The 14012-nt window shown below is 69.4% G+C and carries 18 protein-coding genes; 2 read left to right on the top strand and 16 right to left on the bottom strand.

Features of this window, described 5'->3' with window-relative positions:
- From VKG81_RS21130 to VKG81_RS21090, 9 genes are all read right to left on the bottom strand, one after another.
- Nucleotides 1-194 (bottom strand): hypothetical protein (locus VKG81_RS21130; protein WP_324398677.1); only part of this gene is annotated, 194 nt, incomplete at its 3' end.
- Nucleotides 191-703 (bottom strand): DUF3093 domain-containing protein, encoded by a 513-nt coding sequence (locus tag VKG81_RS21125; protein ID WP_324398676.1) that lies wholly within the window; start codon nucleotides 701-703, stop codon nucleotides 191-193. The genes VKG81_RS21130 and VKG81_RS21125, both read right to left, overlap by 4 nt.
- A complete protein-coding gene (locus VKG81_RS21120; RefSeq protein WP_324398675.1) occupies nucleotides 696-1148 on the bottom strand; it encodes a hypothetical protein in 453 nt (150 codons plus the stop codon). Before VKG81_RS21120 ends, VKG81_RS21125 begins: the two co-directional genes overlap by 8 nt.
- Before the next feature lie 23 nt (nucleotides 1149-1171).
- Nucleotides 1172-1588 (bottom strand): hypothetical protein, encoded by a 417-nt coding sequence (locus tag VKG81_RS21115; protein WP_324398674.1) that lies wholly within the window; start codon nucleotides 1586-1588, stop codon nucleotides 1172-1174.
- Between the two features lie 4 nt (nucleotides 1589-1592).
- On the bottom strand, nucleotides 1593-2525 hold the full coding sequence (hemB, locus tag VKG81_RS21110; protein WP_324398673.1) for a porphobilinogen synthase: 933 nt from the start codon (nucleotides 2523-2525) through the stop codon (nucleotides 1593-1595).
- 57 nt (nucleotides 2526-2582) lie between these two features.
- Entirely contained in the window at nucleotides 2583-4211 is a 1629-nt protein-coding gene (locus tag VKG81_RS21105; RefSeq protein WP_324398672.1) for a bifunctional uroporphyrinogen-III C-methyltransferase/uroporphyrinogen-III synthase, read from the bottom strand.
- Between the two features lie 29 nt (nucleotides 4212-4240).
- Nucleotides 4241-5167, bottom strand: coding sequence for a hydroxymethylbilane synthase (hemC, locus tag VKG81_RS21100; protein WP_324398681.1), 927 nt, complete (start codon nucleotides 5165-5167; stop codon nucleotides 4241-4243).
- A 24-nt stretch (nucleotides 5168-5191) separates the two neighbouring features.
- A complete protein-coding gene (locus VKG81_RS21095; RefSeq protein WP_324398671.1) occupies nucleotides 5192-6571 on the bottom strand; it encodes a glutamyl-tRNA reductase in 1380 nt (459 codons plus the stop codon).
- Nucleotides 6572-6697: 126 nt separating this feature from the next.
- A complete protein-coding gene (locus VKG81_RS21090) occupies nucleotides 6698-6970 on the bottom strand; it encodes a glutaredoxin family protein (protein ID WP_324398670.1) in 273 nt (90 codons plus the stop codon).
- A gap of 35 nt (nucleotides 6971-7005) precedes the next feature.
- Between VKG81_RS21090 and VKG81_RS21085 the strand changes: the two genes are divergently transcribed.
- Complete coding sequence (locus VKG81_RS21085) at nucleotides 7006-7875, top strand: HAD-IB family hydrolase (protein ID WP_324398669.1); 870 nt, start codon at nucleotides 7006-7008, stop codon at nucleotides 7873-7875.
- Nucleotides 7876-7935: 60 nt separating this feature from the next.
- Nucleotides 7936-8499, top strand: coding sequence for an FAS1-like dehydratase domain-containing protein (locus tag VKG81_RS21080; RefSeq protein ID WP_324398668.1), 564 nt, complete (start codon nucleotides 7936-7938; stop codon nucleotides 8497-8499).
- Here VKG81_RS21080 and VKG81_RS21075 read toward each other — a convergent pair.
- The 7 genes from VKG81_RS21075 to VKG81_RS21045 form a co-directional block, all read right to left on the bottom strand.
- Nucleotides 8496-9563, bottom strand: coding sequence for a lysophospholipid acyltransferase family protein (locus tag VKG81_RS21075; RefSeq protein ID WP_324398667.1), 1068 nt, complete (start codon nucleotides 9561-9563; stop codon nucleotides 8496-8498). The genes VKG81_RS21080 and VKG81_RS21075 overlap by 4 nt on opposite strands.
- Before the next feature lie 33 nt (nucleotides 9564-9596).
- Nucleotides 9597-10673, bottom strand: a complete 1077-nt coding sequence (locus tag VKG81_RS21070) for an SDR family oxidoreductase (RefSeq protein ID WP_324398666.1) — start codon at nucleotides 10671-10673, stop codon at nucleotides 9597-9599.
- 73 nt (nucleotides 10674-10746) lie between these two features.
- Entirely contained in the window at nucleotides 10747-10848 is a 102-nt protein-coding gene (locus VKG81_RS21065; RefSeq protein ID WP_003402602.1) for a 30S ribosomal protein bS22, read from the bottom strand.
- Between the two features lie 150 nt (nucleotides 10849-10998).
- A complete protein-coding gene (locus VKG81_RS21060) occupies nucleotides 10999-11262 on the bottom strand; it encodes a helix-turn-helix domain-containing protein (RefSeq protein WP_324398665.1) in 264 nt (87 codons plus the stop codon).
- 140 nt (nucleotides 11263-11402) lie between these two features.
- Complete coding sequence (proC, locus tag VKG81_RS21055; RefSeq protein WP_324398664.1) at nucleotides 11403-12278, bottom strand: pyrroline-5-carboxylate reductase; 876 nt, start codon at nucleotides 12276-12278, stop codon at nucleotides 11403-11405.
- 29 nt (nucleotides 12279-12307) lie between these two features.
- Nucleotides 12308-13144: a thioesterase family protein gene (locus tag VKG81_RS21050; RefSeq protein ID WP_324398663.1), complete on the bottom strand. Its 837-nt coding sequence runs from the start codon at nucleotides 13142-13144 to the stop codon at nucleotides 12308-12310.
- Nucleotides 13145-13166: 22 nt separating this feature from the next.
- Nucleotides 13167-14012: a sugar phosphate isomerase/epimerase gene (locus tag VKG81_RS21045; RefSeq protein ID WP_324398662.1), complete on the bottom strand. Its 846-nt coding sequence runs from the start codon at nucleotides 14010-14012 to the stop codon at nucleotides 13167-13169.

The raw sequence follows: 14012 nt of genomic DNA, 5'->3' as shown, positions 1-14012 counted from the left end.
CCCGCCAGCGACGCCAGCACCAGCGCAAGCACGAGCAGCGGCGCGTAGTAGGTGACCGACGTGGTGGCCGGCTCGCCGTCCGCGATCGGGGCCACCTCGACCGTGGACAAGGATTGCCGCCAACTCACCACGCAGCCGACCGCAGCGAGGACGGCGAGCACCAGTTCGACGACAGCGCGGCGGCGGTCGGTCATCGCGCGGTGCCGGGGACTTGTCGGTTCTCCACCAGCTCGGTCAGCGCCGCCCGCAGCTCGCGATGCCGTCGTGCCCAGGCCTGTGCCGTGCGGTCGCCGGCGAGTTTCAGGCCGATGCCAACCCGTCCGCGCGGCACGCCGGTCAACTCGCCGAGCGCGCGGGCCGACTGCCACGCGGCCGGCTCCGCGCGCGGCGCGGGTTCCGGATACACGCTCTCGATCCTGTCGACGTCGAGGACCTCGGTGCCCTGTCGCAGCCGCTCGCGGGTCAGCTCGACCGATGTGTGAATTCGGGCGGCCTTGACCTGCAGCGCGATGAAGCCCGACACCAGGACCAGGAAGGCCAGCGGCACGATCCACGCTGCGCCGACGCCGGCGTGCAGTTCGATCCCGAGCATGATCGCCGCGGAGATCGGCCCCGCGAGCACCCAGTACCAGCTCGCGCCGGCCTCGAGGAAGAGCGGTTCGACGGCGGACTTGTCGACGTCGGCCTCCGGTCCGTCAGACATTGCCGCCCTCCGGCTGGTTCACTTCGTCGAACCACGCAGCCGCATTCGGACGCGTGATAAGTCCGACGGCGACGATCAGCGCGATCATCGCCGGCAACGCGTACAACGTGACGATCGCTGCGAACCAGCCGATGGCCAGCAGCACCACGCCGGCCAGCGATAGCGCCACCGCGGCGCGCCGGAATCGCTTGTCGCCGCGGCGGGTCCGGCTGGCAAGATACGCGATCGCCAGGCCGAGAAGAACGCCGACGACCCCCGCGCTCTTGTGCAGCAGCAACCACGAGCGGATCTGCTCGTCGGTCACGGTCTTCAGGGCGGCACTGCGCACGGTGCCGAACGACAGAAACTGGGGCAGGATGCCGCCCACGATGAGCAACACGGCGGCGGCCAGCCAGGACCAGAACGCCACGTCGACGATGCGTGGCCGCGGGGGTGCTGCTGTCATGATCGGACCAGCCTACTGACCGCTCACCGCGTGAAAAAAGCGTGGGCGTCCTTGCGGTGCAGCAGGAAGACCCCGCCTGCGATCAGCACCGAAGCGACGATGGCGGTGATCGCGTAGACGACGGCCGCCGCGGTGCCCCGCTGCACTGTGAACAAACTGGTGGTGACGTACACGATCGTCGCGATTCCCCCGCCGGTGAGTACCGTGCGGGCCCACCGGTAGCCCTGGCGCATCAACAGCAGGAAGGTTACGACCACCGCGCACAGCAGGACGAGGAACACCCCGGCGGCGGCGTAGAGGATGAAGGCGTGGGGCCGGTTGGCGGTCAGCACGGTGTCGGCGGCCTGGCCGATCACCAGCAGCGGCAGCGCCGCCAGCCACAGGCCGTACCCGGTATCGACGTCCAGCGGTCGGGCCGGCGGCTGTTGTGGTGATTCCATCGACTCAGCCGAGCCAGCCCGCAACGTCGGCCGCCCAGTAGGTCAGCACGATGTCTGCGCCTGCCCGGTGAATGCTGGTCAGGGTCTCCAGCGCTGCCGCCCGGCCGTCGATCCAACCGTTGGCCGCCGCGGCGCTGATCATCGCGTACTCTCCCGACACCTGGTAGGCGGCAACCGGCACCGGCGATATCTCGGCGGCGGCACGCACGACGTCAAGGTAGCCCATCGCCGGTTTCACCATGATGATGTCGGCGCCCTCGTCGATGTCCAAGGTGATCTCGCGGATCGCTTCGCGGGCGTTGCCGGGTTCCTGCTGATAGGTGCGCCGGTCGCCGGTCAGGCTGGACGCGACGGCTTCCCGGAACGGCCCGTAGAACGACGACGCGAACTTCGCGGCATATGCCAGGATCGCTACGTCGATGTGGCCCGCGGCATCCAGCGCATCGCGGATCGCCGCCACCTGACCGTCCATCATTCCGCTCGGGGACACCACGTGAGCGCCCGAATCCGCCTGCGCCACGGCCATTTCCACGTAGCGCTTCAGCGTGACGTCGTTGTCGACCCGGCCCGCGCCGTCCACTACGCCGCAGTGGCCGTGGTCGGTGAATTCGTCAAGGCAGGTGTCGGCCATCAGCACGGTCGCGCAGCCGAGGTCCTTGGACAGGTCGCGCAGCGCGACGTTGAGGATGCCGTCGGCCGACACCGCGCCTGAGCCGGTCGCGTCCTTGTCGTCGGGCCGCGGCACGCCGAATAGCATGATGCCCCCGACCCCGGCGGCGACCGCGTCGGCTGCGCTCTGCCGCAACGTGTCTCGCGTGTGTTGCACAACACCCGGCATTGACGAGATCGGCCGCGGCTCGTCGATGCCGTCGGCCACGAACATCGGCAGCACCAAGTGCTTTGGTTGCACCGAGGTCTCGCCGACGAGCCGTCGCATGGCCGGTGTCGAACGCAGCCGGCGCGGGCGTTGTCGGGGGTAGCCCACCTCCGCCCCCTACCGCCTGCGGGTCTTCTTACGCGGCGGGGGCAGCGCGCCGTCGGCGCGCAGTCGGGCGGCGTGCTCGGCCAGCGCGTCGACCAGCGGTCCGATCGCCGCGGTCTCGGGCTGCACGTCAACACGGAGCCCGAATTCGGCGGCGGTCTCGGCGGTCTTGGGCCCGATGCACGCCACGATCGTGCGGGTGTGCGGCTTGCCCGCGATGCCGACAAGGTTGCGCACCGTCGAGCTCGACGTGAAACACACCGCGTCGAAGCCGCCGGACTTGATCATCTCGCGCGTCTCCGCCGGCGGCGGCGCGGCGCGCACCGTGCGGTACGCGGTGACGTCCTCGATCTCCCACCCGCGTTCGCGCAGTCCTTCGGCCAGCGTCTCGGTGGCGATGTCCGCCCGGGGTAGCAACACCCTGTTGACCGGATCGAAAACGTCGTCGTACGGCGGGAACTCGTCCAGCAGGCCCAGCGACGACTGCTCGCCGGATGGCACGAGTTCGGGGTCGATCCCGAACGCGCGCACGCGGTCTGCGGTGGCCTGCCCGACGCAGGCGATCTTCACTCCCGAGAACGCCCGAGCATCGAGCCCGAACTCGTTGAACTTCTCCCAGACCGCACGTACCGCGTTGGTCGACGTGAACACCACCCACTGGTAGCGGCCGTCGACGAGGCCCTTCACGGCTCGCTCCATCTGCGCGGGGCTGCGCGGCGGCTCGACGGCGATCGTCGGCACCTCGATCGGCAGCGCGCCGTGCGAGATCAGCCGCTGGCTCATGTCGGCGGCCTGGTCCTTGGTGCGCGGCACCAGCACGGTCCAGCCGTACAGCGCGCGGCTCTCCCACCAGTTCAGCTTCGCCCGGTTGGCAACGGTGCGGCCGATCGTCACGATCAGCGGCCCGGTGAGCGGGCCTGCCGGATCCGTGCCGCCGATCACGGCCCGGTCCGTCAGCCCGGACAGCGTCGTCTCGACGGAACGCTGCTGGGTCGTCGTGCCGTGGGCCGTCACGACGCACGGAGTGGTTTCGACCAGCTCGAAGTCGATCAGCGCCTTGGCGGCTTCGGCCAGGTGCTCGGCGGTCGCGTGCAGGATCAGCGGCCCGGGCGCCGCGGCCAGCGCCGCCCAGTCGACATCGCCGCGCACATCTGCGACGGTGTGTGACGACCCCAGCGGCAACCCCGCATATGTGGGCACCGCGCTGCTGGCGGTCAGCCCCGGGACGATCTCGAACCGCAGCGCCGTCTTGGCGATCGCGTTCACCTCGGTGATCACCGGGTCGATCGACAGCGGGTCGCCGGCCACCAGCCGCACCACGTCAACGCCGGCGCGCGCCTCGCTTGCCAGCGTCTTGGCAACCTCGGCCGGATCGCCGAGCGCGGGGCGGACGTCGGGCACCGGCAGCTTCACCTCGACGGTGTCGTCCACGATCCCCGGGTCGGGTTCGGACAGCTTCGGCCGCTCCGGCAGCCCCGCGCCGACCAGGGCGAGCACCTCGGGCGGCACGTCGGGGTCGGTGAACACCACCTCCGCGCACGCGAGCACGTTTCGGGCTCGCACGGTCAGCAGACCCGGGTCGCCCGGACCCGAGCCGACGAACACGACGCGCCCCGGCCTCGCCTTCCGCCCTCGCGTCATCTGTCCACTCATCCTCTTGTCATCACGCGCTAGCGCACGTGTCCCATCAACTCGCGCGCGCCCAGCTCGAACAGCTCGGCGGCGACCGAGGAGCCGAGCTCCCCGGCCCGCTCGGGCGTTCCGACGCCGGACGCACGGATCACGTCGGATCCGTCCACCGTTGCCACGCAGCCGCGCAGCGACAGCTCTTCGAAGACGCGGCCGTCCTCGTCGATCGACTCGACCACCTCGGCGATCGCGCCGACCGGCGCGGAGCAGCCGGCCTCCAGTTCGGCGAGCAGGACCCGCTCAGCGGTGACCGCCAGGCGCGTGTCGGCGTCGTCGAGCTCCGCCAACAGCGCCGCGAGCCTGGTGTCGCCGCTGCGGCACTCGACCGCGAGCGCACCCTGAGCCGGCGCCGGCAACAGCTGCACCGGCTCGAGCGTCTCGGTGACAGCGTGTAGGCGTCCGATGCGGGCCAGGCCCGCCCGGGCGACCACGATGCCGTCGAGATCACCGTTGCTTACCCTGTTCAACCTGGTATCAAGGTTGCCTCTTAAGGGGCGGATTTCCAAACCGAGACCCAATGCTCTAAGCTGCGCGGCCCGTCGCGGGCTTGACGTGCCTATGACCGAGCCCGCGGGCAACTCGCCCAGGGTCAGCCCGTCGCGGGCCACGAGGGCGTCTCTGGGGTCTTCACGCGGCGGGACCGCGGCGATCACGAACCGCGGATCGTTGGCGGTCGGCAAGTCCTTGTAGGAGTGCACGGCCATGTCGACGCGCCCCTCGGCGATGGCCTCGCGCAGCGCGGCGGTGAAAACCCCGATCCCGATGTCGGCGATCGGTGCGTCGGAACGGTCCCCCTCGGTGCTGATGACCACCAGCTCCGCGGCGTGACCTCGAGCCGCCAGGGCATCCCTGACGGCACCGGCCTGCGTTGTGGCCAGCAGGCTGCCCCGGGTGCCGATCCGGATCACCGAGTCTTGCGAGCTGGCCAACCGTTACCCGGATATTTCTGCCGGGCCGTCGAATTCGCCTGGCTGCAAAGGCAGCTCGCCTGCGGCGACAGCGTCGACGGCCTGTTGGTCGAGTTCGAACAGTTCCCGCAGCGCCTCGGCGTAGCTGTTGCCGCCCGGCGCGCTGGCCAGCTGCTTGACCCGCACGGTCGGCGCGTGCAGCAGCTTGTCGACGACACGGCGCACGGTGTGGGCCACCTCGTCGCGCTGCCCGGCGTCAAGCCCCGGCAGCCGGTTGTCCAGCCGCAGCAACTCGGCCTCCACCACGTCGGCGGCGCGCTGGCGCAGCGCGGTGACCGTCGGCGTCACCTCGGCCATCCGCTGCCCGGCCAGGTACGCGGCGACCTCCTGGGCGACGATTCGCCGGGCCGCCTCGGCGTCGGACGCCGCCGCCCGCGCCGACGGCTCCCGCTGGATGCGGTCCATGTCGATGACGAACACGCCGGGCAAACCTGCGACGGCCGGATCGACGTCGCGTGGCATCCCGAGGTCGCAGATCACCAGCCGGCGTGGTTCTCCCCGGCGAGCGGAAGGTGCCCCCAGGCCCAGCGCCAAGCCGCGGTGCACGTCGGCCAGTGACACGACCGGGCGCACCGCGCCGGTGCAGCAGACGACCACGTCGGCCCCCGCCAGCAGCGTCGGAAGGCGGTCCAGGGCCGCCGGGTCAGCAGGCACTCCGAGGTCGCGGATCGCGTGGGCCAGCCGGCGCGCCCGCGGCAACGACCGGTTCGCGAGGTGGAGGCGCCCGATGCCTGCGCGAACGAGGTGTTTGGCCGACAGCGCGCCCATCGCGCCGGCCCCGACGACGACCGCCGTGCGCCCCGCCAGGGCTTCAAGCTCGGTCCCGGCCATCCCGAGTGCGACGGACACGACCGACGCGCCCGCCGCGTCGATATCGGTCTCGGTGTGTACCCGCTTACCCACGGACAACGCCCGCTGCGCCAGCTCGTGCAGCACGCGGCCGACGGTCCGGTTGGCCTCGGCGCCCGCATAGGCCCGGCGCACCTGGCCGAGCACCTGCTGCTCGCCGACGACCGCCGAATCCAGGCCGCTGGCCACCGCGAACAGGTGCTCGACGGCGGCTTCGGCGTAGCGCACGTAGGCGTGCTTGGTCAGGTCGTTCAGCGACATCCCGGATTGCTCGGCAAGCACCTGCCCGATCACCGACAGGCCGCCGTGGAACGCGTCGACGACCGCGTAGACCTCGACGCGGTTGCACGTTGACAGCACCATCGCCTCGGTCACGAGTGAGGACTGCAGCATCTTGTCCACGATCTTGGCCTGATCGGATTCGTCGGTGCTCAGCTGCTCCAGAACCGACACCGGAGCGCTGCGGTGTGACACCCCGAAAAGCAGCACGCTCACGGCTTAATCACCACGTCATAAACGGTAGTCGCTTGTTGGTTGGGCGACCAAATTCGTGATCCGGCTCATCCCCGTACACCGAGACTTAAACTGCTGCGGCGCCGCCCGGCGTGTCGCCGCACTTGGTTAAGTGTCGGCGCCGCCCACGCCGAGATCCGCCCGCAGCCGGGGTTCGTCGACCTCCCAGTAGCTGTGCTCGCGCCCGTCGAGCAGCACCACCGGCAGTAGGTCCCCGAATTCCGCGCGCAAGGTCGGCCGACCGGCCGCGGCCTCGGCATCGACGTCGGTGACCGACAACTCGAAGCCCAGTTCGCCGGCCAATCCGGCCAGGCGTTGCCGGGCCCGTTCGCACACCGAACAGCCGTCACGGGTCAGCAACACCACCTGCCGCAGGCTCACGCGGTCAGTATCCGCCAGTGGCTTAATGTTGAACGGTGACAGGGACGGATTCGCAGGATCTCGCGGGTGACGCGAGCGCGGAAGCGGCCGTTAGCCATTTGCGACCGGCACCGTCACCGCCGCCGCCGCCCGCGGACCTGACCGCGGCCGCCTTCTTCGACGTCGACAACACCCTGGTGCACGGGTCGTCGCTGGCGCATTTCGCCCGTGGCCTCGCCGCCCGCAAGTACTTCACCTACGGCGACCTCGTCCGGTTCGTGTATGCGCAGGCCAAGTTTCAGCTCACCGGCCGCGAGAACAGCGACGACGTGGCCGCGGGCCGACGCAAGGCGCTGGCGTTCATCGAGGGCCGCTCCACGGACGAGCTGGTCGCGCTCGGCGAGGAGATCTACGACGAGATCATCGCCGACAAGATCTGGCCCGGCACCCGCGCGCTGGCCCAGATGCACCTGGATGCCGGTCAGCAGGTGTGGCTGGTCACCGCCACCCCCTTCGAGCTGGCCGACACCATCGCGAGGCGGCTGGGGTTGACCGGGGCGCTGGGCACGGTCGCGGAGTCGGTGGACGGCGTTTTCACCGGCCGGCTGGTCGGCGACATCCTGCACGGCTCCGGTAAGGCCCATGCGGTGCGGTCGCTGGCCATTCGCGAGGGGCTGAACCTCAAGCGCTGCGCGGCATACTCCGACAGCATCAACGACGTGCCGATGCTGTCACTGGTCGGCACGGCGGTGGCGATCAACCCCGACGCCGCGCTGAGGGAGCTGGCCCGGGACCGGGGCTGGGAGATTCGCGACTTCCGGACCGCGCGCAAGGCGGCCCGCATCGGGGTGCCGTCGGCGCTGGCGCTGGGAGCCGCGGGGGGCGCGCTGGCCGCGATTGTGTCGCGCCGCCACGACGGTCGCTGACGGTCCGCTGATAAGCTCGCGCCGCTGAGCACGAACGACAGCTGGAGAGCACCCGCAGGCATGAGCTTCGCCGAAGAAATCATCGGAACTCACTACCGGTACCCCGACTACTTCGAGGTGAACCGCGAGAAGATCCGCGAGTTCGCCCGCGCGGTGAAGGATGACCACCCCGCCCACTTCAGTGAGGAAGCCGCCGCGGAGCTCGGGTATCCCGCGCTGGTGGCGTCGTTGACGTTTCTCACCGTGGCCGGACGCAGGGTCCAGCTGGAGCTCTTCAACCACTTCGATGTGCCCATCAACCTGGCGCGAGTCCTGCACCGGGACCAGAAGCTCATGTTCCACCGCCCGATCCTTGCCGGCGACAGGCTGTTCTTCGACTCCTACCTGGACTCGGTCATCGAGTCACACGGCACCGTGATCAGCGAGATCCGCGGCGAAGTCACCGACGCCGAGGGCAAGCCGGTGATCACCAGCATCGTGACGATGATCGGCGAGGCCGCACACGAGAGCGAAGCCGACGAGGTGGTGTCGACGATCGCCTCCGCCCGCGACGCCGCGCTCGCGGGCCAACAGCCGGCCGTGGGGGTACCTCCCGGTCGCGGGGGAGGCTCGCCCGCCGGCTAACCCAGGAAGGTGTTGCGCCGGCCGGTCAGCAGCCGGTACAGCGTCTGCTGGATGGTCTCGCGCACCTGGTCGGTGAGCTCGAAGGTGATCATCGGGTCTTCCGGCGCGGCATCGTCATAGTCCGCCGTCGAAATCGGCGTGCCGAACTCGATGTGCCATTTCGACGGCAGCGGGATCAGTCCGACCGGTCCGGCAAGCGGGAACAACGGCGTGATCGGGAAATACGGCAACCCCAGCAACCGGGCTACCAGCTTGAGGTCGCCGATCATCGGGTAGATCTCCTCGGAGCCGACGATCGAGCAGGGGATGATCGGCGCCTTGGCCCGCAGCGCCGACGACACGAAGCCGCCGCGGCCGAATCGCTGCAGCTTGTAGCGATCCTTGAAACGCTTGCCCAGCCCCTTGTAACCCTCCGGGAACACCGCTGTCAGCTCGCCGTGGGCCAGCAGCCGGTGCGCATCGTTCGTGCAGGCCATGGTGTGCCCGGCCTTGCGGGCGGCCTGGCCCAGGAACGGGCTGTCGAACACCATGTCGGCGGCCAGCAGGCGCAGCACCCGGTGGGCGGGGTGCTTGTCGTGTACCGCCACCGCCGCCATCAGGCCGTCGAACGGCAACACCCCCGCGTGGTTGGCCACCACCAGTGCCGCACCGCTGTCTGGCAAATTCTCGATGCCGGTGACCTCGACCCGGAACCATGCCTTGAAAAACGTTCTCAGCAAGGGCATCACGATCGTGTCGTTGAAGTGCGGATCGAAGCCGAACTCGTCGACGGTGTAATCACCTGTCATCCGGCGCCGGACGAACTGCGCGATCGAGGCGATGCGCTGTGCGATTTCGTTGGGCTCTTCGGGGGTTTGATCGCCGGCGGCCGCCCCGCCCCGGCGCGCGTCGATGTCCCGGACGACAGCCGCGAGCTGCTCCGCGGATGCCCGGCCGTCCGGATCGGACATCAGCGATGGATGTCGGCGCGAGGCCTCGGCGCGCTCGCCGGGCCGTCGCGGCACCGCCGCGCGACCTGAATTGCCGTGCAGCGGAATCACTTTGGCCTTGGGTTCGCCCGCCACCGCTATTCCTTCTCCCCGCCCGTCACAGTTCGCCTACCCGCCCCAGCGCTGAGCTGCGGCGACGGCACGACTCTCCAGTGAGCGTACCCATCGTGGATCGATGATCGGGGTCAAATTACGACCGCGAAGATAGTCATCGAAGGCTTCGAGAGTAGTCCACCTGGGGCTGAAGCCGAGTTCGACACGCATCCGCGTCGTGTCCATGACTCTGCCATAGCTCAGGTAGTTCAGCTGCTCTCGAGTGACCTCAGTGTAGCGGGTCGCCCTGCGCAGCGAATCAATTGCCCAGACACCGAACCCCGGCACGGGCAGCGGAATCCGCCCGGACCGGCGGATGGCCTGCGACATCATGATGATCCCGTCGGCCGCGATGTTGAATGTGCCCGCCTTGCCCGCCATCGTGCCGCGCTCGAGCGCGCCGAGCGCGTCCTGCTCGTGCAGCAATTGCAGCCGTGCGTCGTGGCCGAGCACCGTCGGCACGATCGGGCCGGCGAGGTACCGCGACAGCGCGGTGTCCATCGCGGGGCCGATCATGTTCGCCAGCCGCAGGATCGTGACCGCGATGTCCGGACGGCGGCGGCCCAGGCCACGCGCATAGCCCTCGATGTCGAGGCTGTCCTGCGCGAAGCCGGGGCCGAGCGGCCTGCGGCTGCTGCCGTCCTCGGTGAAGACCACCGGATCGTGGGCGCTGGAGCCGTACACCTCCGACGTGGACTTCAGGATCACGCGCCGCACCGCGGGGGCCTTCTGGCAGGCCGCGAACAGTTGCATCGCGCCCATCACGTTGAGTTCCTTCAACGCGGCCCGGCCGCCCGCGCGAGGAGCGTACGACGCCGATGCCGCATGCACGACGGTGTCGACCTCGCCATTGCGAATCACCTTGGCGATGAACGGGTTTCGGATATCTGCTCGCACGAACTCGGCGCGGCCCATCCGCCGCAGCAGATCCTTGCTGGGCGCTACGGCGTCCACCGCGATCACCCGGTTGATCAACGGGTTCTGTGCCAGCCTCGCGGTCAGGTAACCGCCGAGAAACCGGCAGGCACCGGTGACCAGCACGACCTTCGGGTAATGCGGGGTGCCGTCGTCCCGCGGGGTCGCAGAATCCACCCCGACAGCCTAGCGAGCGATGCGTCGCCGGGCATTTCGGCGGAGCACGCTACGGCCGGATGCGCCCGGGCGGCTACTTGCCCAGTTTCCGGCGCTGCACCCGAGTGCGACGAAGCAGTTTGCGGTGCTTCTTTTTCGACATGCGTTTGCGCCGCTTTTTGATCACCGAACCCATAGAGAACCCGAGCCTCCGCTACCTACGTCGTGTCTGTGCCTGGCCCTGCGTTGCGAAGCCAAGCGATCCCGGCCACCTTACCTGGGCGCGGCAGGTGAGCGGGCTGGGGTGTCCCGCGACCGGCGGGCTCGAGGCCCTTAACCGAGACCCTTAACCGGCGTCGAAGAAGGACGTCTCCAGCAAGTCGTGCACGGCCTTGGCGTGCACGCGAAAGGATCGCCCCACCCGAACGGCGGGCAGCTCGCCGTTGTGAACGAGCCGGTAAACCGTCATCTTGCTGACCCGCATCAAGCTGGCCACCTCGGCGACTGTGAGAAATTGAGCTCTGGCGACCGGCTGACCGTCAGCAACGCCCGAATCGCGTGCCTTTCCGCTAGCCGAATCCCGCGCCGATGGCCCGTTCGAAGACGTCATCGCAACCCAATCCTTCAGGCACGGCCAGGGCCAGCGGCTTCCCCACCGCTGGCACGGAACACGTGCATACAACGAGGAGAATAGCGGGACTAGTGGGGTTATTGCGACGGGTGTTGGGTAATCCATCGAAAATTCATGAATTACTCTGATGTAATTCCTAACTGCTCAGAGCGGCTTTTTGCGGCCTGAACAGCCGCGGCGAACGTGGCCCGCAGCCCGCCCCGCTCCAGTTCGCCGAGGCCCGCGGCCGTTGTACCGCCCGGCGAGGTGATCGTGGCCCGAAGTTGCGCGGGGGTGGTGTCGGGGGCGGCGCCCGTAGACGCTTCCTGTTCCGGCGTGCCGGCGCCCCCCATCCGGTCCAGCAACATCGCGGCCGAACCCGCCATCGTCTGCACCACCAGGTCGGTGGCTACCGATCGGCTCAGCCCCACCGCGACCCCGGCGTCGACGAGCGCCTCGACCACCAGGAAGAAATAGCCCGGCCCGGAGCCCGACACCGCGGTGACCGCGTCCAGCTGCGGCTCGGGCACGGTCAGCACGCCGCCGACCGAATCGAAGAGCGCCGCGACCTCTTTGAGCTGCTTCGCACTGGCGAAGCGGCCCTTGGCGATCGCGCTGACCCCGGCACCGACCACCATCGGCGCGTTCGGCATCACCCGGATCACCGGCGTTCCGGCGGGCAGCTTCGCCTCGTAGTACCCGGTGGTGACGCCGGCGGCGACGCTGACCACCACCTGCTCCGGGGCGTCAGCCGCCGCGCGGGTGACGGCCTCGGTGATCGCCCCGGTCACCGCATCCACATCGGCCGGCTTGACGGCGACGATCACGAAGCTCGCGTTCGCGACCGCGTCCGCGACGCCGGTCACCGGCACTGAGTACTTCTCGGACAGGTGGCGAGCTCGCGCCTCGACGTGTTCGGCGATGGCGATGTCCTCGGCTTGGCGGCCCGAACGCAGCAGCCCCGACAGCAGCGCTTCACCGATGTTGCCGCCACCGATAATCGCGATTCTGGACACCGCGAAAGCATGCCAGATGCCGATGGCGTTCAGTGCGACGGCACGAGCGCGAGCTGGCGTGTCTGTACGACGACGCGGCCGTCTGAGTCCACGACGATGTGATCCTCGTCGAACCAGTCCCGGCCGATCTGGGTGGTGGTACACAGCACCCGCAGCCAGCCGTCGGCCGGCACACCGCGCAGGTACGCGGTCAACTGCACCGTCGGCGCCCAGCCGCGGCGGCCCACCGCGAACGCGACCGGTACCGAGATGTCGCCGCACATCAGCGCGAACAGGATGTCGGGAGCCGCGCCGCGCGGTCTCACCCACATCTGGATCAGCGGCGGTCGGCCGTCGGGCGGCATCCCTTCCATGGGTACTGTCGACATCAGCGGGCGCACCTCGCATCCGGCAGCCAGATTCACCAGCCCGGCCATCGGGTGTCCCGGCCCGATCGGCTGGGCGTCCGGTGGCGGTTCGGGATCCATCAACGGCACCACGGGATTGGCCGACAGCAACGGCGCCGCCCGGTGCTCGGGCTCACCGAGCGTGATGACGGCGTGCACGCACGCTCGCCGGTGCTGATCGCCCTGGTCGCCCTGACTCAGCTCCACCTCGACGACGCTGACCGTGCGGCCCCGCTTGCGCACGAACGTCTGCAGTCGCATCGGCCCCGGGTCGGGGGCCGACAGGTAGCTGGCCGACACCGCCACAGGCTGCACCGTGCCGCCGTGGGCAGCCCGCGCTGCGCCCGCGCACAACGCGAGCATCGCGCCGCCGTGCACCTTCGGCCCGATCGTCCAGTGCTCGTTCAGCTCGCCCTGAAAACGGCCGTCATCCACCTGCCGTAACGCCATCGCGTCGGAGAACAGGGTGGATCCGGTCATGGGCATCCTTTGGTGCAGGTGCTCAGCGGAGCAGGTGGGTGCGGGCGAAGTCCAGCGACTCCGTGAGCAGGGCTTCGCGCTGGTCCTCGGTACGCACCCCGGATGTGGTCACCTCCAGGATCACATGCCCTGAGAAGTCGCTGTTGGCCAGCGTCTGGCACACCTCCACCGTGGGCTGGGCCCCGCGGCCGGGAACCAGGTGCTCGTCGACGGATGCGCCGGAGCCGTCGGTCAGGTGCAGATGAGACAGCCCGGACCCCATCCGGGCGGCCATGTCGAGCGCGTCGGTGCCGGCGGTGGCGGTGTGCGACAGGTCCAGCGTGTAGTGGGCGTGGTTGCCGTCGAGAGGGTCGTATGAGGGTGCGAACGCCGATATGGCCGGGCCCGGCTTGCCGCCGCGCCTGCGCATGCGCTCGATCGAGGCCTGTGTGCCGCCGAAGAACCGGTCGGCGCGGAACGGGAACATGTTTTCCACGGCGACCACTACGTCGCTGCTCTGCTCGAGCCGCGCGACCTGCTCGGTGAATCCCTCCGCGTAACGCCGCTGCCAGCGGAACGGCGGATGGATCACGACGGTCTGCGCCCCGAGCGCTTGTGCGGCGCGCACGCTGCGGTCGAGCTTCGGAATCGGGTTGGATCCCCACACCCGCTGCGAGATCAGCAGGCACGGCGCGTGCACCGCCAGCACCGGCATCCCGTACCGCCGGGACAGCTTGGCGACCGCGTCGACGTCCTGGCTGATCGACTCGGCCCACACCATCAGTTCGACACCGTCGTAGCCGAGCCGAGCGGCGTATTCGAACGCGGCCTCGGTCCTCAACGGGTACACCGAGGCCGTCGACAGACCGACCTTGATTGCGGGGCGCAC

Origin of the sequence: Mycobacterium sp., from assembly GCF_035314905.1 — a bacterium.
Taxonomy (GTDB): domain Bacteria; phylum Actinomycetota; class Actinomycetes; order Mycobacteriales; family Mycobacteriaceae; genus Mycobacterium.
This window is presented reverse-complemented; position numbering and strand designations above follow the sequence as displayed.

What these genes read in the sequence shown, in the direction of transcription:
- VKG81_RS21080 (WP_324398668.1), top strand. Translation starts at nt 7,936, where the DNA reads ATGAGCTTCGCCGAAGAAATCATCGGAACTCACTACCGGTACCCCGAC.
- VKG81_RS21065 (WP_003402602.1), bottom strand. Translation starts at nt 10,848, where the DNA reads ATGGGTTCGGTGATCAAAAAGCGGCGCAAACGCATGTCGAAAAAGAAG.
- VKG81_RS21125 (WP_324398676.1), bottom strand. Translation starts at nt 703, where the DNA reads ATGTCTGACGGACCGGAGGCCGACGTCGACAAGTCCGCCGTCGAACCG.
- VKG81_RS21060 (WP_324398665.1), bottom strand. Translation starts at nt 11,262, where the DNA reads ATGACGTCTTCGAACGGGCCATCGGCGCGGGATTCGGCTAGCGGAAAG.
- VKG81_RS21050 (WP_324398663.1), bottom strand. Translation starts at nt 13,144, where the DNA reads ATGACCGGATCCACCCTGTTCTCCGACGCGATGGCGTTACGGCAGGTG.
- hemB (WP_324398673.1), bottom strand. Translation starts at nt 2,525, where the DNA reads ATGCGACGGCTCGTCGGCGAGACCTCGGTGCAACCAAAGCACTTGGTG.
- VKG81_RS21115 (WP_324398674.1), bottom strand. Translation starts at nt 1,588, where the DNA reads ATGGAATCACCACAACAGCCGCCGGCCCGACCGCTGGACGTCGATACC.
- VKG81_RS21120 (WP_324398675.1), bottom strand. Translation starts at nt 1,148, where the DNA reads ATGACAGCAGCACCCCCGCGGCCACGCATCGTCGACGTGGCGTTCTGG.
- VKG81_RS21105 (WP_324398672.1), bottom strand. Translation starts at nt 4,211, where the DNA reads ATGACGCGAGGGCGGAAGGCGAGGCCGGGGCGCGTCGTGTTCGTCGGC.